Annotated in this window: 20 protein-coding genes; 3 read left to right on the top strand and 17 right to left on the bottom strand. The window is 61.5% G+C overall.

From position 1 onward, the window contains the following. Positions 1–7 precede the first annotated feature (7 nt). The 10 genes from ABFX23_RS09450 to ABFX23_RS09495 all read right to left on the bottom strand — a co-directional run bounded on the left by ABFX23_RS09450 (position 8) and on the right by ABFX23_RS09495 (position 7738). The gene (locus ABFX23_RS09450) at positions 8–1981 is read right to left on the bottom strand and encodes a conjugal transfer protein TraG (protein ID WP_156842578.1); all 1974 of its coding nucleotides are present in this window, start codon (positions 1979–1981) and stop codon (positions 8–10) included. Positions 1982–2001: 20 nt separating this feature from the next. Beyond that, positions 2002–3759, bottom strand: coding sequence for a relaxase/mobilization nuclease domain-containing protein (locus ABFX23_RS09455; RefSeq protein ID WP_346032828.1), 1758 nt, complete (start codon positions 3757–3759; stop codon positions 2002–2004). Between the two features lie 238 nt (positions 3760–3997). After that, positions 3998–4753, bottom strand: coding sequence for a lytic transglycosylase domain-containing protein (locus ABFX23_RS09460; protein ID WP_428831654.1), 756 nt, complete (start codon positions 4751–4753; stop codon positions 3998–4000). Positions 4754–4757: 4 nt separating this feature from the next. Then, on the bottom strand, positions 4758–5093 hold the full coding sequence (locus ABFX23_RS09465; protein WP_156842575.1) for a DUF736 domain-containing protein: 336 nt from the start codon (positions 5091–5093) through the stop codon (positions 4758–4760). Positions 5094–5129: 36 nt separating this feature from the next. After that, entirely contained in the window at positions 5130–5687 is a 558-nt protein-coding gene (locus ABFX23_RS09470; protein ID WP_346032829.1) for a S26 family signal peptidase, read from the bottom strand. Next, the gene (locus tag ABFX23_RS09475; protein WP_156842573.1) at positions 5684–6184 is read right to left on the bottom strand and encodes a DUF2840 domain-containing protein; all 501 of its coding nucleotides are present in this window, start codon (positions 6182–6184) and stop codon (positions 5684–5686) included. Before ABFX23_RS09475 ends, ABFX23_RS09470 begins: the two co-directional genes overlap by 4 nt. Next, positions 6181–6453: a helix-turn-helix transcriptional regulator gene (locus ABFX23_RS09480; RefSeq protein ID WP_156842572.1), complete on the bottom strand. Its 273-nt coding sequence runs from the start codon at positions 6451–6453 to the stop codon at positions 6181–6183. The genes ABFX23_RS09475 and ABFX23_RS09480 overlap by 4 nt, the downstream gene beginning before the upstream one ends. A gap of 104 nt (positions 6454–6557) precedes the next feature. Continuing rightward, entirely contained in the window at positions 6558–7106 is a 549-nt protein-coding gene (locus ABFX23_RS09485; protein ID WP_346033040.1) for a DUF2285 domain-containing protein, read from the bottom strand. A 13-nt stretch (positions 7107–7119) separates the two neighbouring features. Then, positions 7120–7386, bottom strand: coding sequence for a transcriptional regulator domain-containing protein (locus tag ABFX23_RS09490; protein WP_346032831.1), 267 nt, complete (start codon positions 7384–7386; stop codon positions 7120–7122). A 79-nt stretch (positions 7387–7465) separates the two neighbouring features. Then, complete coding sequence (locus tag ABFX23_RS09495) at positions 7466–7738, bottom strand: DNA -binding domain-containing protein (protein ID WP_156842571.1); 273 nt, start codon at positions 7736–7738, stop codon at positions 7466–7468. Positions 7739–7990: 252 nt separating this feature from the next. Here ABFX23_RS09495 and ABFX23_RS09500 point away from each other — a divergent pair, with 252 nt between their 5' ends. Next, entirely contained in the window at positions 7991–8218 is a 228-nt protein-coding gene (locus tag ABFX23_RS09500) for a helix-turn-helix domain-containing protein (RefSeq protein WP_156842570.1), read from the top strand. Positions 8219–8281: 63 nt separating this feature from the next. Here the strand turns inward: ABFX23_RS09500 and ABFX23_RS09505 are convergent, their stop codons facing one another. After that, the gene (locus ABFX23_RS09505; protein WP_156842569.1) at positions 8282–8608 is read right to left on the bottom strand and encodes a DUF736 domain-containing protein; all 327 of its coding nucleotides are present in this window, start codon (positions 8606–8608) and stop codon (positions 8282–8284) included. Positions 8609–9491: 883 nt separating this feature from the next. Here ABFX23_RS09505 and ABFX23_RS09510 point away from each other — a divergent pair. Next, entirely contained in the window at positions 9492–12413 is a 2922-nt protein-coding gene (locus ABFX23_RS09510) for a DNA methyltransferase (RefSeq protein ID WP_346032832.1), read from the top strand. Positions 12414–12514: 101 nt separating this feature from the next. Here ABFX23_RS09510 and ABFX23_RS09515 read toward each other — a convergent pair whose 3' ends face one another. The 4 genes from ABFX23_RS09515 to ABFX23_RS09530 form a co-directional block, all read right to left on the bottom strand. After that, on the bottom strand, positions 12515–13585 hold the full coding sequence (locus ABFX23_RS09515; protein WP_346032833.1) for a helix-turn-helix domain-containing protein: 1071 nt from the start codon (positions 13583–13585) through the stop codon (positions 12515–12517). Between the two features lie 8 nt (positions 13586–13593). Continuing rightward, positions 13594–14226: a hypothetical protein gene (locus ABFX23_RS09520; RefSeq protein ID WP_346032834.1), complete on the bottom strand. Its 633-nt coding sequence runs from the start codon at positions 14224–14226 to the stop codon at positions 13594–13596. Between the two features lie 243 nt (positions 14227–14469). Further along, positions 14470–15528 (bottom strand): DUF4917 family protein, encoded by a 1059-nt coding sequence (locus tag ABFX23_RS09525; protein ID WP_346032835.1) that lies wholly within the window; start codon positions 15526–15528, stop codon positions 14470–14472. Positions 15529–15857: 329 nt separating this feature from the next. Next, positions 15858–16016 (bottom strand): hypothetical protein, encoded by a 159-nt coding sequence (locus ABFX23_RS09530; RefSeq protein WP_198045936.1) that lies wholly within the window; start codon positions 16014–16016, stop codon positions 15858–15860. Between the two features lie 261 nt (positions 16017–16277). On the opposite strand from ABFX23_RS09530, the gene hmuQ reads away from it, so the two are divergent. Next, a complete protein-coding gene (gene hmuQ, locus ABFX23_RS09535; RefSeq protein ID WP_156841765.1) occupies positions 16278–16589 on the top strand; it encodes a heme-degrading protein HmuQ in 312 nt (103 codons plus the stop codon). A 27-nt stretch (positions 16590–16616) separates the two neighbouring features. On the opposite strand, the gene ABFX23_RS09540 is transcribed toward hmuQ, so the two are convergent. Then, entirely contained in the window at positions 16617–17537 is a 921-nt protein-coding gene (locus tag ABFX23_RS09540; protein WP_346032836.1) for a DUF2493 domain-containing protein, read from the bottom strand. A 300-nt stretch (positions 17538–17837) separates the two neighbouring features. Further along, complete coding sequence (locus tag ABFX23_RS09545; RefSeq protein ID WP_346033041.1) at positions 17838–18869, bottom strand: DUF7146 domain-containing protein; 1032 nt, start codon at positions 18867–18869, stop codon at positions 17838–17840. Positions 18870–18911: the final 42 nt, after the last annotated feature.

Genomic DNA, 18911 nt, shown 5'->3' on the forward strand with positions numbered 1-18911 from the left:
TCAACTCCTAAAGATCGATGCCGTCGTTCGGATTGAGTGAGGCTTGGCGTGCCAGTCCTTGCGCACGTCGGCGTAATGCCGAGGCACGCGCCACCTCGTCGGGATCGTCTTCGACGATCGCAAACTCTTCTGCGGGCGAGGCGTCCTTCTCCTTCGCGACATCGACATGTTCGGGCAGCTCGGGTTCGCGGCGTAATCCGCCATTGGCGGTATCTTCGGCATCACCACCGATGCGCGCGACCTGCTTCAGCTCAGCTGCGGCCGTTCGTCCGGTCCAGTCGTCAGGCCGGATCGGTGCTACCGATGGCGTCGGCGCGTCGATAATCCGCTCCGCGAACCTTCGATCCTTGAAATAGCGCGCCTTCTTCGCCCGGATCGGATGGACGCCCGCGACCATCACGATCTCGTCGTCCGGCGGCAACTGCATGACCTCGCCGGGGGTCAGCAATTGGCGCCCGGTCTCCTGCCGCGACACCATCAAATGCCCCAGCCACGGCGAGAGGCGATGCCCGGCATAATTCTTCATCGCCCGCATCTCGGTTGCAGTGCCGAGCGCGTCCGACACCCGCTTGGCGGTCCGCTCGTCGTTGGTGGCGAAGCTCACCCGCACATGGCAGTTATCGAGGATCGCGTTGTTCGGCCCGTAAGCCTTCTCGATCTGGTTGAGCGATTGAGCGATCAGGAATGCCTTGAGGCCGTAGCCCGCCATGAACGCCAGTGCGCTCTCGAAGAAGTCGAGCCGGCCTAGCGCCGGAAACTCGTCGAGCATCAGCAGTACGCGATGGCGGCTCTGCTTCGGGGTCAGCTCCTCGGTCAGTCGGCGCCCGATCTGATTGAGGATAAGGCGGATCAGCGGCTTGGTGCGCGAGATGTCGCTGGGCGGCACAACCAGATAGAGCGTCGCCGGCCGCTCGCCCTCGACCAGATCCGCTATGCGCCACTGGCAGGCGCGCGTGACCTGCGCAACGACGGGATCGCGGTAGAGGCCAAGGAAGGACATGGCCGTGCTGAGCACGCCCGAACGCTCGTTGTCCGACTTGTTTAAGAGCTCGCGCGCCGCGCTGGCGACGACGGGATGCACGCCAGCCTGCCCCAAGTGCGGCGTCGCCATCATCGCGGCCAGCGTCTGCTCGATCGTGCGCGAGGGGTCGGAAAGGAAGGACGCCACCCCGGCGAGCGTCTTGTCTGCTTCCGCATAAAGGACATGGAGGATCGCGCCGACCAGCAGCGAGTGAGATGTCTTCTCCCAGTGGTTCCGGCGCTCGAGACTGCCTTCGGGATCGACCAGCACGTCCGCGACGTTCTGCACGTCGCGCACCTCCCATTGGCCTCGCCGCACCTCCAGCAGCGGATTGTAGGCTGCCGAGGCGGCATTGGTCGGATCGAACAGCAGCACCCGGCCGTGGCGCGAGCGGAAGCCTGCGGTGAGCTGCCAGTTCTCGCCCTTGATGTCGTGCACGATCGCCGAGCCCGGCCAGGTCAGAAGGGACGGTATTACGAGTCCCACACCCTTGCCGCTCCGGGTCGGTGCGAAGCACAGCACATGCTCGGGGCCGTCGTGGCGGAGATAGTCGCGGCTCAGCTTGCCCAACACCACGCCGTTATTGCCGAGTAACCCAGCGACGCGAACCTCTCGTTCGGTCGCCCAGCGCGCCGAGCCGTAGGTCTCGGCGTTCTTGAGTTCGCGCGCGCGCCAGACCGACATGCCGATGGCGACGGCGATCGAGGCGAACCCGCCCGATGCGGCGATAAATGCGCCGGTCTTGAAGATTTCGGGTGCGTAGGCGTCGAACGAGAACCACCACCAGAAGAAGGCTGGAGGCGGATAGACGCGCCAATCGCCGAGCATGAACCACGGTGGCCCGAGTTCGGACTGATATGCGAGCGCGGCGGCGGTCCATTGCGTCGCGCCCCACACGGCGGCAAGCACGATCAGGAAAACAATGATGATCTGGCCCCACAGGATTTTCGTGGCGGACATGGCCATCTCCTCTTCCCGGGTTACCGGCCGAGGCCGCGCTTGCGGCCGAGCATGAGATCGAGGCCGCCGCCGCTCCGGACGACGCCCGACACCTGCTGGCCAAGCTGGCGTTCGAGGCCGTTCGACCAGGGCACAAGGCGGAAGCCGAGGCCGTCATCGATCATGGCGAAGCGACCCGAGGCGAGCGCTAGGCGCTGGCGCACGACGCCCGCGATCTTTTCGCCGGGCTCCGTTCTGCGGTGGGTCAAACCGGTCTCGCTGGCGAGTTTCGCGCCGACCTTATCGATCTCGCGCTTGCGTAGCGTGTCGAGCATCCCGCGCTCGAACACGGTTCTCTCGCCGAAGCGCCGAGCCAGCCCTTCGCTCACGAGATGGTCGGTGCGCGCATCCATGGCGCGGCGCACCTCGGCACCAAAGCCGGTGTCCGCTACATCCTTGCCGCGCTCGATGAGCCGATGGTCGAGCCAGCTCGCACCCTCTGCTTTGACTTGGCTCTTAAGATCGAGATCGGAACGTGTAGCGAGGAATGGCATCGCCCCCTTGCCGTCCCGCCTTGCGATCGCGCGCAGCTCTACGATGCCGCCGAGCGCCGGGCTGTGCTCCAGCGCCTCGATGCCCGGCATGCGGACATGATGCGTGCGGCCGTCGGTTCCGTCGATCACGGCATAGGCTGTGCCGGTCAACTCGTCTTGCAATCCCTTGTCGATCAGCCTTCCGGCGATCGGTTTCTCGGGCGCGCCGATCACGACGGCATAGCTGTCGAGCGGTCGATCCTGCCCGTGATCTTTCAGCGCCGCGCCAATCGTGCGGATGATGTCGCCACGCGCGCCCAACTCGCGCAGCTTGGTTTGTGCACCCTCTGCAACGGCCCAGTCGCCGGGCTCGCTTTCGGCGGCGAGACCCATCGTCTCCAGATATTGCAAGCGACCGATCATCAGCCGGCGGAGGCGCGGATCGTCCGGACCGGGACGTTCGGGACGCAGATCGATCACGCCAAGTTCGTCGGCAGCGCGGCCGATCTCGGTATCGAGGCGGGTCCAGCGTTCGGCCGTCAAATCGCGATCGAGGGCGCGCTGGACTTCGTGCTCGGGCTTCGGTCCCAGCTCGGCGAAGGCCAGCTCCTCGGCGCGCGAGCGCAGCCCTTGGCCGATATAGTCGCGGGCGATGACGAGATCGGCGCCATGCTCGTTGACGCCGCGCAACAGCAGATGGACGTGCGGATTGTCGGTGTTCCAATGATCGACCGCGATCCATTCGAGCCGAGTGTCGAGGTCCGTCTCCATCTGGCGCACGAGATCGCGAGTGTATTCACGCAAGTCGGTCAGCTCGGCTGCGTCCTCGGGCGAGACGATGATCCGAAAGTGATGCCGATCATCCTTGCAGCGCTCGGCGAAAGCGGACGTGTCCGCCCGATCAGACTCGGCATCGAACATGCGCGCTGGCGAGCCATCGCGGGTGACGCCTTCACGCTTCAAATAGGAGACGTGCGCGGACAGCGGCGCCATGCGCCGCCCGCCGATGCGGTGGCGGACAGGCAGCGCTTTCACCAGCACGCGCCGGCCCGAGCCGAACAGACGGCTGCGCGCGAAGGCCGTGCGCCCTTGGCCGAAGTTCGACTGGCCGCGTCGGCGCAGTCCGCCCCAGCCCGCACGCTTCGCTCCACCATGGAGTGCGGCGACGCGCAGCACCTCGGCGACCAGGCCTCGCGTATTGCGCGCTCCCGCCTTGCTGCGCCTCGCCTTGCCCGGCCGGATGCGGAAGTCGTGGTCCTCGCTCATAGCCGAACCGCTTTCCGCCAAAAATCGCCTATGGTGCCATGAATTGCATTGTTTTTGCTGGCCTTTTCCTTCCGAGCGGCACGCTCGTCGACCGACGCCCTCATGTTAAGCCACGGAAATCCATAGACTTTTCGGCGAAACGGGGTGCGCCTTGTATCTTGCAATCGTCTCCCACCCCGTTTTCCAGCTCCTCCTCCCTTCTGAACAGGTGGAGATATGATGACGCAGACAGCCGGGATCATTGCGGTCGGCCCGTGCCGGCGCGAGGGACGAACAGCGCGTCCGTCGGCGCGGGTGATTGCAGCGCCGACGCGTCATCGTGCACGGTTTGCGCACGCTCAGACTGCATATCGCGAGCACCGTCAGATGCAGCGACCATGCCGGTCGGCGGCGGCGTGGGAGACAGTCCGGCGGTGCTCGCAGTGCGAACGAACAGTCCGGCGCGGCGCCAGACATGCGGATCGACAGGCGGCGCCGTCACTACCTGCGCGGCGCCCGAAGAGCCCGATATCGACGCTAGCCTTCTAAGGTATGCGCGCGTCTCGGCGGGAAGCGGACGTTCGCGCGATAGGTACTGATCGTAGCGACCCGGCCCCGCGTTATAGGCCGCCAGCATCGCGGTCACATTGCCATAGCGGTCGTACATCGACCGCAAATACGCTGCGCCCGCCATGATGTTATCACGCGGGTCGAACGGATCGGACCCGAGGCGATGGCGTACGCGCAGCTGTGCCCAGGTGCCGGGCATGATTTGCATCAGGCCCATCGCACCGGCGTGCGATATGGCGGTACGCCTGCCGCCGGACTCGACGCGCATCACCGCCCATATCCACGCTGCCGGGATGCCGAAGCGATGGGCGCCTTCGGCGACGTGGCCCGCATAGGGATGGCTCGCCGACTCGCGGTTCGCAGGCATATCCTGCGCCCGGACAATGCTGGGCGACGTGAAGCCAACGAGCAGCAGGATGGCAGGGAATAGATGGCGCGAGTGCACAAGCTCAGTCCTGGCCGCGGCGCGGTTGCGGCCGGGTCCAGCGCAGCACCCAGGAACTCTCGTCGACCTCGTTGCGGAACAGCGCGGCACGCAAGGGTTGCGCGAAGGCGGGATCGTCGATGCGCAGCGAGACATAATCGCCCGCACGCTCGCCGGTCTCGTTCCAGCCCGCGCCGATCTCTGGACCTTCGGCATCGGAACCGCGATGGACGCGCCAGTCGGGTGCTTTGTCGGCATCGTTCCGTTCGGCCGGAACGATGGAGATACGAAGATCGAGGGTTGCCGTCTCGATCATGCCTTCATAACCATTGTCGGTGCGGATGAAGTTGCCGATCTGCATGGGAATGTCCTTTCGTGGATTGGATCGGTTGCGAAATCAGGGGGTGTTGGAGCGCCGTCCGATCGGCATGCCGGAGGCGTCGCGGCTGGAGATCGGGCGTGCACGACCGAGCACGGCGGACGCATCCAACGGACCAAAATAGCGGCCGTCGAGACTGTCGGGATGCGCAGGATTGAGGAGGAAAATTTCGTCATCGCGAAGCGTGCGGCAGCCCTGCCAGACAGGCAGTGGACGTCCGAGCCTGTCGCTGGAAAGTGCGATTGCAACCGGGCGCGCATCGATGCTGACGATGTCGCCGATACGGCATATACGCGCGCCGGACTTGGCGACGACATGCTTCAGAAGCGGTACGTTCTCGCCGAGATAACCACGCTCTGTCATCCAGCGCGCGAGCTGCTCGGGCGGCGCGACCGCGACCAGCGAACCAACTGGCGGATCGCTATCCGGCGTGACGCGATAGAACCCGATCGGAACGCTGGCGCTGGCGTTCCAGATGACGCGCGGCAGCGGATCGGTGATCGCAATGGCGGTATAGCCGGCAGCGAACAGCGATGCGGCGATCGCCGTCGCACGTATGTAGAACCGGCGGGTCATCCTCCGGTCTTCCGCCGCTTGAGCCAGGCACGGTGGCGCTCCAGCGTGTAAGGTCGCGGCTCCTGTCCGGCGGTGATCCGGTTGTGAACATGGCGCCAGTGATCGGGCGCGGCGTCGCACGGATCGACGCCCGCCGCATCGGTTGTATCGATGGCGGCGAGCACCTTCGAAACCTTCGGCCAGCCCTGGATAGAGAGCAGAATCTCGCCACCGGGACGAACAAACGGCAGCGTCGTGAACGGCTCGTTCGCGGCAACCGCACGCACCACATCGATGCGCGACATGATCGTTCCGTAATCGTTGGCCGCCCAGCGGACGAACGCGAAGATCGCACCAGGACGGAAGCTGACGATACGCCGACGGCGATCGATAATCTGATCCTTGGCCACGCGGCCGAAGCGGATCCAGTGCTCGATCCGCTTCTCGATCCAGGTCAGTTCGACATGCGTCAGACCGTCCGGATCGAGCGTTCGGAGGCTCACCGGCGCGCGCGTCATTTGCGGCTCCGGGCGAATGCCGAGCCTTCGCGCGGCAGGAGATCGTCCTGGCCGGGATCGCTGGTCGAATGCTTGATGCCGAGATCAGCCCAGGCTTGAAGATCGTCGACCGAATAGATCACCCGCCCGCCGATCCGGCGATAAGCAGGGCCGGTTCCGAAATAGCGGTGCTTTTCGAGCGTCCGGCCGGACAGGCCGAGAAAGCGCGCGGCTTCGGGCGTCCGCAGATAGCGCGGGGGAAGATTGTTCGTCGTATCGGCCAAGGTCATACTCCTGCGGTCACGGGCGGCAGGAGGCGTTTGTGGCGGATCGCGAGCGGCGCGATGGAGTATGAAGATCTGCGATGGCGCCGATGTGACCACCCCCGCCAGAATCAGCGGATGCGCAACAGCTTGCGATAATCGCCGTTCATTATGGCCGTGGCGTCCCGCACGAGCCGGATGACGAAGGAGCGTCCGGCAGACGATTTCCACTCGGTGGCGGGCAATTTCGCATCGTCATCGCGCCCCAGCGCCACCGCGATCTCGCGATAGGTCGCGCCCGCCTCGCGCAAATCGAGCGCGCGCAGCATCAGATCGAGGCGCGCAAGCCGATAGGCGCTGAGCGGCCATCCGCGCGGCGGCGGGCCCGGTTCCTTGTCGAACAGGCGACGGTAGAAGCGCAGCAGGCTCGTCATTCGTGTGACGAAATCCTTGTCAAGCGGAACGATCGCAGCGAGAGGTTTGTCGGGTGCGGGATCGCGCAGCCACAGCCAGTGATCACCGGCGTCGTCGGCAACGACGACATGGCGTCCGTCGATGCCTGCATCGTCGACAAGCAGCGCGCCGAGCGAACGCGGCTCGACGCCAATTGCAGCGTCGAACCCTTCCGGCGCTGTATCCAGGATGACGGTGACCGCGGTCAGCTCAGGACGCCAGACAATCGTCCTGTCGAGGTCATCCGGCGCATAAGCGAAAGGACAACCCCCATCGCCGGGCGAAGGCCGCCTCGGCGGCTTCCTCGGCGACGGCGCCGCGCGCGATGCGTTGTCGCATCCGCGCGTGCTCGGATCGGTATTGTCGATTGCGCTTCAGAAACTCGGCTGCGAGTTCTGCGCGACCGCGCGCCGGGGACTTGTTTGCCTCACGTCGCTTCGATGATCTCGGCATGGCATCCTCCTGACCGCCTTTGATGCGATCTTGGAACCGCAGCGTGGGCTTCATGGATGCGAGCGGACAGCGCCGAGTCCGCACCAAGCGATGCGCGGACGGACCGGTCATTTGCCCAAATTCGGACAAAAAGTTAACGCTTTAGCGTGCCTTGGTGGCCCAGAAGTTGCGCATATCCAACCTCGGTCATCCACCGCGCACGGGCGAGATGGCTGGCATGCATTCGTTCAGCCCGCGCAGGTTCGGAGGTCGGATCGATCTCGAAGAGAACGACGACAGTCTCGCGCCAGTCGGTCCCATCATCCTCGGCATCGAGCAGACGGAGATAGTCGGTCAGGTGGTCATCGTCGTACGGCGTCAGAACCGGTGCATCGGGCGCCTGATCGTCAAATCTGCATTTGGTCATAGCGCGCCCCGCTCGCACAAAATGTGTTAACCACAATAGAGCAAATACCGTGCTGGACTATGCGCAACTACTGCATCGCTGCATGCAAGGCGCGCAGTAAAGCGCCGCCCTTTCTTGCGCAATCGCATGGCCCTACGCGATCAATAGCGATCTGTTGATGCGGTTGTTCGGAGAGCCCACCGCCGCTGCCGCCGAGTCGTTGTAGAGAATACTCCGTGGCGGAATACTCCACAAGCGTGGCCTCTCGGCTGCATGGATATCCGCGAGGTCTTGGCTGGCAATCTGAAGCGTTATCGCAAGGCGGCGGGTCTGTCGCAGGAGGAACTTGCCCACCGGGCCGACATCGACCGGACCTATATCAGCTCACTCGAACGCTGCGTGTATGCCGCCGGGATCGATGTGGTCGATCGCCTCGCACGCGAACTCAGTGTGGAAGCCGCCGATCTATTGAAGCGCCCAAAACGCGATGAAGGTGCGTAAGGCGCAATAGAAAAATGACGAACAGCCCCGCCCGGGCGTACCCGGGCGGGGTGTCGGTTCGGCTCAGTCACCGTTGCGGCGACCGTTCGGGCGGGACCAGATGAGCGAGTAGCTCTCGCTGCCTTCGTCGTCGAAGAGGTTGGCGTAGATGGGGGCGGTGAAGCTCGGATCGTCGAGCTTGAGGCCGAGATAGTCGCGGCCTTCGTTCGAGCGCTTCTCCCAGGCAGCGCCGATCTCCGCCTTGCCGGCGAACACCCGGTGTGAAGGGGCGTTCTCGCTGGCGCGCGTTACTTCGGGGATGATCCGGACGTTCTTCGCCTGGACTGAGAGGGTGACGATCTCGCCGGAGAATTCTTCGCCCGCCTTCTTGAAGGTTCCGATGGTAGCCATGTTCAATTCCTTTCCGTCTTTGCGAGCCGCGGACTTGCGGTCTCGACGGGTGATCGAAAGGCCGGGATGGGCGTCGCCGCACCCAGGTCGGGGTCCCCAGAAAGTACTACTTTCTGGGGTGGGCGTAGGGCCGAAGCGCAGCGGAGGATGGCGGAAGGCGGCTTTCTTGAATCGCGAGGAATGACCGAAGGTCAGGGGAAGAAAGTTGCCGATCCGCCGTTGCGGTTAGACGACCGAGGCGCAGCCGTGCCCGGGCAGATCAGACCCGTGAAGAGATCGCAGTCAGTGGCGTGCTGGCGGACGTGGGAAATGGCGACCGGATTACAGGCGTCGGGCCGAGAAATCATGCGAGTAAAATCGGTCAGCGTACGGCGTTTTTGCGTTCTGGACGATATCGTGGAAGCCCAAACCGAGCATCGGCACCTTCATCGTGGTTTGGCTGCAAAGTTGGACAGTCCGGAACGGCAGCTCTTGGGGCACGACTCCATAAAAGCTGTCGTTGGAAGCCACCCTTTTGCCATGTCAGCCAAGCGCCCTTGTGGCGGGCATTAGGTGGGCGCTGCCCTTGATCGGGTTCGCATGATCAAGCAGGCCATAGCGAAAGCCTGCACGAATTGGATGTGCGTCATCATTTGAGAACATCGTCACAGTTTTCGCTGGTTGGATGTGTATCCAGCGGCTACACTTTGGCCATGAAAGACGTAGGGCTTCGGATCAGGGTGCAGAGGCAGTTGCGGGACGAGTTTCTGCAAATCTGCCATGCAGAAGACAGACCCGCAGCGCAGGTGCTGCGAGAATTCATGCGTGAATACGTTATGGCTCACGGGTCTGCCAACGACACGGCCAAACTGCTAGCGAAAAAAAGGAATGACGAGACCGGGCAATGAGCGAAGTGACTGACAATCTTCAGGCATTCCTGGACTACGCCAAACTTCTCAAAGGCGACGAAAAGGGAGAGGCGCAGGTCTTCTGCGACCGGCTTTTTCAGGCGTTTGGTCACAAGGGCTATAAAGAGGCCGGCGCCGAGCTTGAATTTCGTATCAAGAAAAAATCGAGCAAGGGGACCAGCTTCGCCGATCTGATCTGGAAGCCGCGTCTTCTATTGGAGATGAAGAGGCGTGGCGAAAACCTCTTTCATCACTACCAGCAGGCGTTCGACTACTGGATTCATGCCGTTCCAAATAGGCCGCGCTACGTCGTGCTATGCAATTTCGATGAGTTCCGCATCTATGATTTTGACAAGCAAATTGATGAGCCCGTCGATATCGTTGCGCTCACTGACCTTCCACGACGTTATCCCGCGCTCAATTTTCTGTTTCCCGAAGACCCTGATCCCGTTTTCGGTAACGATCTCGAGGCCGTGTCCCGCGATGCCGCTGACAAAGTGGCGCAACTCTTCAACTCGCTCATCAAGCGTGATGTGGACCGTTCGCAGGCGCAGCGCTTCGTGCTGCAAACCGTCGTCGCCATGTTCGCTGAGGATATCGGCCTGTTGCCGGCCAGTATCGTTTACAACCTCGCTCACGACTGTTTGCACAAGGGGCAAAGCGCTTACGACCAGTTTGGTGCCCTGTTTCGCCAAATGAACAATAAGGCACCTGCCGATGGAGGGCGTTTTCAGAAGGTGCCCTATTTCAATGGCGGGATATTCAAGACCGTTACTCCCGTCGACCTGCAACTGGACGAACTCGAACTCGTTGCCGGTGAGGAAGGGGCCGCAACGAAGGATTGGTCCAAAGTCAATCCTGCGATCTTCGGTACGATCTTCCAACAGAGTATGGACGCCGAGGAGCGCCATGCATACGGCGCGCATTTTACATCAGAAGCTGACATACTGCGTATCGTCATGCCCACGATCGTGCGCCCTTGGCGAGAGCGCATCGAACAGGCCTCGACAATGAAAGAGCTGCTTGCGCTCCGTTCTGCGCTGATGTCCTTCAAGGTATTAGACCCAGCCTGCGGCAGTGGAAACTTCCTCTATCTTTCATACCGAGAGCTGGTCCGCGTCGAAATTGCGCTGATGGCAAAGTTGAAACAGACCGTCAGCGAGAAAAATTTTCGAGAACAATCCAAGTCCTTGACACTCATCAGTCCTCGCCAATTTTTCGGCATCGACAGAGACTCGTTCGGCGTGGAACTTGCTAAGGTCACGCTGATGCTGGCCAAAAAGCTAGCCCTGGACGAATCTATCGATGTGTTCGAGCGCGAGCAGATGGAGCTACCGCTTAATGCTGATGAAGCATTGCCGCTCGATAACCTAGACGCGAACTTTCAGTGTGCTGACGCCTTATTCGCCAACTGGCCGGAAACCGACGTAGTTGTCGGCAACCCACCTTACTTAGATGCACGCAAGCTGACCATCGAACACGGTCGCGGTTATGTTGATACCATTCGAGCTGCGTATCCGGATGTTCCTGGGCGTGCCGATTATTGCGTGTACTGGTTCAGGAAGGCCCACGATCACCTTCCCCCCAATTCCGACGAACGCCCGTTCGCAGGTAGAGCTGGCCTTGTTGGCACCAACACTATCCGGCAAAATTATTCGAGGGAAGGCGGACTCGATTATGTCGTGTCCAGTGGCGGCACGATCACCGATGCTGTCGCTTCGCAAGTTTGGTCGGGCGAAGCTGCTGTAAACGTTTCGATCGTAAACTGGATCAAAGGGCCTCACGTCGGCAAATGTATACTCCAGGAGCAATTGGGCGATCGACGGGATTCTGATTGGAAACGGGAAGAGGTCGAGGTCATAACTAGCGCCCTCACGTCTGGTGCTGATGTCTCAAAAGCACGTGAGCTGAAAGCCGTAACAGATACCAAGCTTTGCTTTGAAGGGCAGCAGCCTGGCCACGTAGGCTTCCGAGTTGATGGAGCCGAACTACTCAATCTTTCACAGTCCGATCCAAACCTGCACGAAATCGCGTTTCCCTATCTTATTGGAAATTCACTGCTCTCCGGAAAATACGCAGAGCAACCGGAATTCCTTCTCGACTTTGATACTTTGACAATCTTTGAGGCATCACAACACAAAGCTGCGCTCGCGCTCGTCAAGGAGCGAGTGCTGCCTAAGTGGGAAGAAAACGCGGCAAAAGAGTTCGAAACCACTGGATTAGAGAACGGCGAGCACCAGAATCGGCTAAAGACTTGGTGGCAGATAAAGCGCCGACGAAATGACATGCTTAATGCAGTAGTTTCGCTTTCGCGCTATGCGGTCTGCGTTCGTCACACCAAACGGCCGCTGTTTGTTTTTCTGAGCAACAAGATCCGGCCCGATTCAGCTCTCACTGTCTTTGCATTCGAAGATGACTATTCGTTCGGCATCTTGCAGTCCGATACGCACTGGCATTGGTTTGTGGCGAGATGTTCGACAATCAAGCGAGACTTTCGCTATACTAATGAAACAATCTTCACCTCCTTTCCCTGGCCCCAGAATCCAACGCTGAACGCCGTTCAGAAGGTTGCCGATGCTTCGCGGGAGCTTCGCATCTTGAGGCAATCGCTGATGAAGAAGCACGGACTAACATACAGAGCGCTCTATCGGACATTGGAACTTCCTGGCGCATCCCCTCTCAAGGATGCACACGCCAAGCTGGATCAGGCAGTACGCACTGCCTACGGCATGAAGAAGTCAGACGATCCGCTCTCCTTCCTATTCGACCTAAACCAGTCGGTTGCGAAGACGGAAGATGCTGGCAAGCAGGTCACCGGCCCCGGTTTACCTCCTGTCGCGAAAGACCCTGCGAGGTTTACTAGCGATGATTGTGTCGAAATTATCGCTCCGAGCGCTGGAAAAGGGGCAGTCGGATGAGGTTGCGCGGCGCGGGCGGCGAGGCCTCCCATTTACGGAGAAAAAGGGGTGGACAGCGGTCAGGCCCGCTGATCGTAATTCCGGTTAAACCGGGTTGCCTTCTATGTGACGGCGCGAAGGCTTAGCTTGTCTGTGCCCGTAGGCGAGAGGCCATCGTTCAAATGCACCAGGAGCTGGTCGAGTTCTGAGGAGGGGACATGCAGCTGTGCTGCGATGCTCTCCCTCGTCAGGCGCTCCTGCCAAAGCGATGTGAAAACTTGTGGCCAAAGCGAGGATCGTTCCCGCGGCAAACCCTCGGGCTCGTCCTTGCGGTACCCCCGGCGCGAAATCTCGATATTGAGGCTCCGGTTTTGCCATTCGCTGACCATTCCGAGTTTGTTCAAACGGTAGTTCAGCGCTGCAACCGACACGCCCCAGCGCACCTTCAGGCGTATCAAGTCCTCGACGCTCGTCACATGTCGAATTCGGCTGCGGACATCATCGGCCGGCATGAGGAATTCCGAAGCGAATCTGTCGGCCTCGCTCTCCGCCTGCTTGCTGTCCTGGGGAGCACCATGCCGGTGCATGACAAGGTGACCGAGCTCGTGTGCCGCGTCAAAACGACTGCGCTCAGTCGACTTAAATGTGTTCAGGAATGCAAAGGGCTGTTCCCCGCGCCAGCAGGAGAAAGCATCGACCGAATTCGTGTCCTCGCTCAGCGAGAACACCCGCAGACCCTTGGATTCGAGCAGCTTGACCATGTTCGAGATCGGTTGCTGCCCCAGGCCCCAGCTAGCGCGCACGATTTGCGCGGCTTCTTCGGGCGATCCGTTCTCACTCATGAGGGGAATATCTGCCGACGGCAGGTTGAACCGTTCGGCCACCCAGTCGTGAAACAGATAGGCAATGGCGCCCGCCGAGAGCGCGGCGTCGCGCTCTTTAGCCGTCATCGACGACAGACTCCGGAAGCTCGCGGCGTGCTTGGGCAGTTCGTCGAGCTCTCCATCGAAGAAAAACTCCTTCGGAAAGCCGAGGGCTCGCGCGAGGGCGTCGATAGTATCCGCCTCAGGCTCGTTTGCGGCATTCTCGAGGCGCGAAATCGTAATCGGCGAAGCGCCTATAGCATTCGCAAGCGCGCGGGCGGTAAACTTGCGCCGCTTGCGGGCAAGGATCAGTCGCTGGGCGTTGAACATATCATTGGTCAGCCCTTGCGGGTGACGGTAACCTCATAGTCAGCAGGCGGCTCACCGTCGACCGACTGCGGGTCGGGCTTATCCCATTCGCCGTCCTGTACCAGAAGAATGCGTTCGTGGAAGCCTGCGTACTGCTCGTCGCTGATCGCCTTAGGGCACGAGAACTCTGCCCGCACTCTTTGGCCTTCGGCTTCGACGAAAAGGATCCACACGGTTGCGTTCAACTCCGCAGCGGTCCGCTCCTTCTCGATCCGGTGCTCTGGAAACATTTCGATCTGGCCGAGGTCGACGGCGCGCGCGGACGCAGCGCCCTTGCGGTTCGCCGCCAGCGGTTCGAAAATCGGATCGCCGGCGCGTTCGGCGTTCTGGAAGATGATCTTGATGCCGAGCTGAGGGTTGTAGACAGATTCGATGTTGTCACGGCGGCTCAGTTCCCAGCTTTCCTTGGCCAGAAACACGCGGCGCATTTGTCCGGTGCCCTCAAGCCAGGAAAACAGGCCTGGAGCGCTTGCAGGGTGAAACATGACGGCGTTGCGGCGAGCGCCGACGGCTACCCTTACGATGTCTAGCAGGTCGGCAGCAGTCATCCCCAACTCAGCGAGCCGAGGAGCTGTTTGAAATTCTTCCGCGAGGACCGTCATGCCACCACCTTGTTAAGATTCGTGACCTCATATGAGGGCGCAGACCTTAACATGTCAAGGTGGCGGGCTGTGTATCAGTTGATTGCCTGCTCGCCCCGCTTCTGCCTACCGTGCTCAGCGGTACTCTCAATGTTCCAGCCATTGTTTCGCAAGCCTTCCCTCTTGCGAATGCTAATCTGAGCTCGCGGAATAACTCTATGTTTGAGTGGAATTTGGCCGCACTACTTGACAGCAGTGTGGCGGCTAGCCCCAAACTTGCGCGGTCTCGGCTTGGTAGAATGCGACCTCCAGCGGCCACTTTTCGTGGCGGAGGTTCGATAGCCACCTGGCGCGCCCTATGATTTCCTCGTTCCACGCCTCGAGGGGATCGCCGTAGAGGCCGACATAGAGTTTTTTGAACCTGCCTCGGCCGATGCGGGTGAGAATATGGTCGTCGTTCGCTGCGAGTGAATGCCCGAAAACGAACCAGCAGTGCTTGCCTTGGACCACGTTGCTGGTGAGTTGCTTGAGGCCTTGGTAGAGATAAGCGTTATGCCTGATCTTGGCCTTTTTCTGTGCGCTAGTCCCTTCAGCCACGAACAGCGGAAACTTGTTTCCGGCGAGCGCCGCGCGGGCTTGCTCTATCAGCGGAACGCCCTTCCTGACCCAGGTGTATTTGAGTAGGTCCTTGCCGGAATCGAACAGGTGCAGTCCGCCGTGCAGGAACATGACGCTGGCACCGTGCGCGTTTGTCTCCCCTTGCCACACAACATATTCCGCGTCCGGTTCTTCCTCGTCGTTCCCGAATCCGTCATTCTTCGCAAGTTCGATCGGATCACCAAACTGCAGATCCTCGTGCATCAAGGTCCAGTATAGGAGAAGGTCGTAGTTCAGCGTGAAGACGCAGCCCGCCTTCTCTCCAGAAAGGAAATGCGACAGGAATTGTCGACAGGCACGGAACTTCGTATCCGGAATGTCGGACGGGACATGCGGGTGATTGCCAGCGATCGTCTGAACCAGGATTTCTTTCAGCATCGCGGCGTGCTCGAGCATCTTGGCCGGTGCCGCGCTTCCGTCGGCGACATAGGCCGGCAGGATGGTGGCGGCGCTCTCCAGTGTACGGATGACCGCTTCAAAGTCCTTGCTACCAAGTGCCGCAAATACCGCCTCCACCTCGGGGGCATCGGAGAAATCGGCCTGATCGTAGAGGGAGCCATAGTGGAAGATGTCGGCCCGGCACGCGATACTGAAGCCGTTGCCCAGCAGCAGGTGCCGCTTCGAGAACTGTTCTGAATCCGCGATTGCCTGCTCGAATGTCAGCAACGCCAATCCCCCCTTGCAGCCGGTGCCGAATGCTGTTGTCCGTGCCCGGACTGACCGTCGCAAAAGTTCCCAGGAAAGTCACTCCCGCGTTATCGGCTGCCGTTGAACGATGCGCCGCTCTCGGTCGGTAGAGCGCTGCTAGCGCCTCACATTGCGGTCGTCGTTGGGATAGCTGAACGAACGACGGCTATCTGGCAGCGGAGATTGGCCTGCGAATGTCCGGAATGTCAGCGACTGCAGTCAGAGCCCATGGTTTGCCTGAATGTTAGCTTCGCCAATTCGGTCGCTCTGAGTCAGACAGTCCGCAGGTGGCCCCGTTGCTGAAGATTTCAGAACGGATCGTAGACATGCACGATCAAACCGGGATCGCCGTCGTAATCGGCTTCGGTCAGCACCGAATAGCCATCACCGGTGTAGATCAGAACAACACAGGTCATCAGCGTCTGGGCGAGGCTCCACGCGAATTTCTGGGCGGTGGGAAGCGACATGATCTGCTCCTGTCTTCGGAGCGAGAACCTTCCCACTCGACAGGTGCACGGGCGGCCGTCGCGGGGCCGCGATCACCGGAAGCGCAGCTGGAGGCCGCAAGCTTCGCTTAGCGGACCCCCTGCGGGTTGATCGTCACAAGGCCATGCAGAGGCTAGGAGTAAGCCAAGGAGAGCGGGGCTGTGCCCGCGGCATGATACGGAGAGCAGGCCAGCTTTCCATCGCGGCAACATCAGCAGTTCACCCGAGAAAGGAATGACACCGTGTATATCGCCATGAACAGGTTCAAGATTGTGAAGGGTCAGGAAGCCGCCTTCGAAAAGGTGTGGTCGGACCGCGACAGCCATCTCGACGGCGTACCGGGGTTCAAGGATTTCAAGCTGGCGCGCGGTCCCGAGCATGAGGATCACACGCTTTATGCCTCGCACAGCATGTGGGAGTCCGAAGAAGCGTTCAGCGCCTGGACGCGGTCGGACGCGTTCCGCAAGGCGCATGCCCAGGCCGGCGATAACAGCGCGCTTTATCTCGGCCATCCCGAGTTCGAAGGATTTACGGTCGTGCTCGGCGCCGACTGACCAAACGGCATTCAACGTAGGCGACGCTCATGCGCCGCGCTTTCTGAAGTCGAACAGCGGGATGCCGAGCTTCCTCGCCTTGTCAGCGAGGTTGTCCTGAATGCCGGTGCCGGGAAACACCACGACACCGACCGGCAGCACTTCCAGTATCGTATCGTTGCGCCGGAACGGCGCCGCCTTGCCGTGGCGGTTCCAGTCGGGCTTGAACGCGACCTGGCAGACCTTGCGATTGTCGGCCCAGCACGCGGCAATGCGCTCGGCACCGGACGGTGCCCCGCCGTGGAGCAACACCATATCGGGATGCTTGGCGTACACCCGGTCCAGCGCGGAGAAGATCGCATCGGTATCGTTGCACTCCTTGCCGCCGGTGAATGCGATCTTGGTGCCGGGAGGCACCATCACTGCGGTTTCGGCACGGCGGCGGGCGGCAATGAAGTCGCGGCTGTCAATGACCGCTGCGGTCAGCGCACGGCGGTTGGCCAAGCTACCGTGACGCGGTCGCCACGCCGATCCGGTGTGAGTGCGATAAAGATCGGATGCGATATCGCGCATCAGTTCGTGTGCGTCACGCCGTTCGATCAGCGTCAATCCTTGCGCCAGCAGATTTTCCAGTTCGACCGAGGCGACTTCGGAACCATCCTGTTCGCGCTGCGAGCGCCGCTGCGCCTGTTCGTTGTCGTCGAGCTCGCGCTCGACGCGTTCGGCGGAACGGTGGAACAGGTTGACGGAGGACCAGAGCAGGTCGTCGAGATCGGGCTCGAGCCGGGTTTCGGCGAGCGTACCGATCAGCGCATCGAAGATGTCGGCGATGGCGCCTGCGACGCGCTCGCCCTCGGGCAGCGGCCTGGGATCCGGCTCATCCTCGTAGCGCCGAAAGCCGTAGAGCTGCAATTCGTCGAGAATGTGCGCGGTTTGCGATTGGTCGTGCGGGTTGTCGCGATCGGTCATGGCACTTGCTCCGTTTTCGAAGACCGCGCCTCTCGCGGCCTTCACGGGCGAACAGGGAGCGGGGGCGGAACGGGCCTGCACCCCTTGGGGCCGCAGCGTCAGCGGAGGACGGCGGTGCGCGGCTTTCTTGTCTCGCGAGGAGCGCGGCGTAGCCGGGCGGGGAAGAAAGTCGCGCGTAGCCGTTGCCGGACCGGGCCGGCTCCGGTTCGCTCGCCCGCTCTGGAAGGCCAAGGCGTGGCTCTAACAGGAGACGGAGTTCACCATGATCAGCACGCGGCACACCATTCCGCTTTCCGGTCATCAGCCGATGACGTGTTCGGCATCTTCCAGGATGAGCTTCACCCGGACATCGGCCCGCATAGCGTCCGTCCCGAACTGGCGAAGGTCGTCATTGAAATCGCCAATTTCTGCGTCGAGCGGGAGCGCTTCGATCCCGGCGTCTTGCGCCCGGGATGCAAGGTCATCGTGCGCCGTTCGACCGGCTGCATCATTGTCGCGAGCAATATAGAGCCGGCGCAGCATGCGCGGGAATTGAAGCGCCGCAAGATGTGCAGCAGACAAAGCGGCGATCATCGGGATGGCAGGCATGATCTGGCGCAGCGACAGCATCGTCTCGATGCCTTCGCCAGCAATCATCGTTGTGCCCGATGGCCCGAACCGCACGCCATGTCCGAGCAGTTCGCCCATCGCGCGTCGCGGTGTGGCGAGGGGTGCTTTGCCGTTGCCGTGCGGAGTAAGCCATGTGCGGTGCAAGCCTGTGAGCGTGCCATTGTTATCGCGCACCGATGCGATCAGGGCCGGGAACGCGTCAGGGGTATTAGGCAAATCGTCCCGATCGGCACGATACCAACAGTTGGGATGGAAGCGTAGACAACCGCAATTGCGCAAATCGGTAATACCACGCTCGCTTAGATAGGTCTCGGCGAGCGTGCCGTGGATCGGCCGCGAGATCGCCCACAGCCACCGTGCGGCCTCGGGCGAGCCGGTGGGTGCCGATGATCGGTGCGTGGTTTCGCGAGGATCGGGAGCAGGCAGCGACAGGAAGTGCCGCGCCTCTTCGAGCGTTTCGGCGAGCGAGCCGAGCCGCCTGTTCGCGGCGATAAGGTCGAGCAAGTCGCCATGCTCGCCGGTGGCCGCATCGGTCCATTTGCCGGCCGCGCCCTTGCCGCTCTCCGGACCAGTCAACCGCACGAACATGCTGCGGCCCGGCGTGCCTTCGACATCGCCGACGAGCCAATAGCGTCCTTGGCGGTGACCCTCCGGCAAGTAGTGTCGGCAGACGCTCTCGGCGTTGCGGGCGAGCTGGCGCGCGAGGTCGGATGCCTGGTGCATCGCATCCTCCTTGAGACAGAAAGAGGGTCCGCCGGGGATCGG

Source organism: Erythrobacter westpacificensis (assembly GCF_039542285.1).
GTDB lineage: Bacteria > Pseudomonadota > Alphaproteobacteria > Sphingomonadales > Sphingomonadaceae > Alteraurantiacibacter > Alteraurantiacibacter westpacificensis.

Bases quoted from the DNA above. Each gene is read 5' to 3' on its own strand.
- ABFX23_RS09520 (WP_346032834.1), bottom strand. From the start codon at position 14,226: ATGACGGTCCTCGCGGAAGAATTTCAAACAGCTCCTCGGCTCGCTGAG.
- ABFX23_RS09495 (WP_156842571.1), bottom strand. From the start codon at position 7,738: ATGACCAAATGCAGATTTGACGATCAGGCGCCCGATGCACCGGTTCTG.
- ABFX23_RS09475 (WP_156842573.1), bottom strand. From the start codon at position 6,184: ATGACGCGCGCGCCGGTGAGCCTCCGAACGCTCGATCCGGACGGTCTG.
- ABFX23_RS09450 (WP_156842578.1), bottom strand. From the start codon at position 1,981: ATGTCCGCCACGAAAATCCTGTGGGGCCAGATCATCATTGTTTTCCTG.
- ABFX23_RS09510 (WP_346032832.1), top strand. From the start codon at position 9,492: ATGAGCGAAGTGACTGACAATCTTCAGGCATTCCTGGACTACGCCAAA.
- ABFX23_RS09455 (WP_346032828.1), bottom strand. From the start codon at position 3,759: ATGAGCGAGGACCACGACTTCCGCATCCGGCCGGGCAAGGCGAGGCGC.
- ABFX23_RS09500 (WP_156842570.1), top strand. From the start codon at position 7,991: ATGGATATCCGCGAGGTCTTGGCTGGCAATCTGAAGCGTTATCGCAAG.
- ABFX23_RS09505 (WP_156842569.1), bottom strand. From the start codon at position 8,608: ATGGCTACCATCGGAACCTTCAAGAAGGCGGGCGAAGAATTCTCCGGC.
- ABFX23_RS09545 (WP_346033041.1), bottom strand. From the start codon at position 18,869: ATGCACCAGGCATCCGACCTCGCGCGCCAGCTCGCCCGCAACGCCGAG.
- ABFX23_RS09465 (WP_156842575.1), bottom strand. From the start codon at position 5,093: ATGCAGATCGGCAACTTCATCCGCACCGACAATGGTTATGAAGGCATG.
- ABFX23_RS09470 (WP_346032829.1), bottom strand. From the start codon at position 5,687: ATGACCCGCCGGTTCTACATACGTGCGACGGCGATCGCCGCATCGCTG.
- ABFX23_RS09530 (WP_198045936.1), bottom strand. From the start codon at position 16,016: ATGTCGCTTCCCACCGCCCAGAAATTCGCGTGGAGCCTCGCCCAGACG.
- ABFX23_RS09490 (WP_346032831.1), bottom strand. From the start codon at position 7,386: ATGAAGCCCACGCTGCGGTTCCAAGATCGCATCAAAGGCGGTCAGGAG.
- ABFX23_RS09515 (WP_346032833.1), bottom strand. From the start codon at position 13,585: ATGTTCAACGCCCAGCGACTGATCCTTGCCCGCAAGCGGCGCAAGTTT.
- ABFX23_RS09480 (WP_156842572.1), bottom strand. From the start codon at position 6,453: ATGACCTTGGCCGATACGACGAACAATCTTCCCCCGCGCTATCTGCGG.
- ABFX23_RS09540 (WP_346032836.1), bottom strand. From the start codon at position 17,537: ATGACCGATCGCGACAACCCGCACGACCAATCGCAAACCGCGCACATT.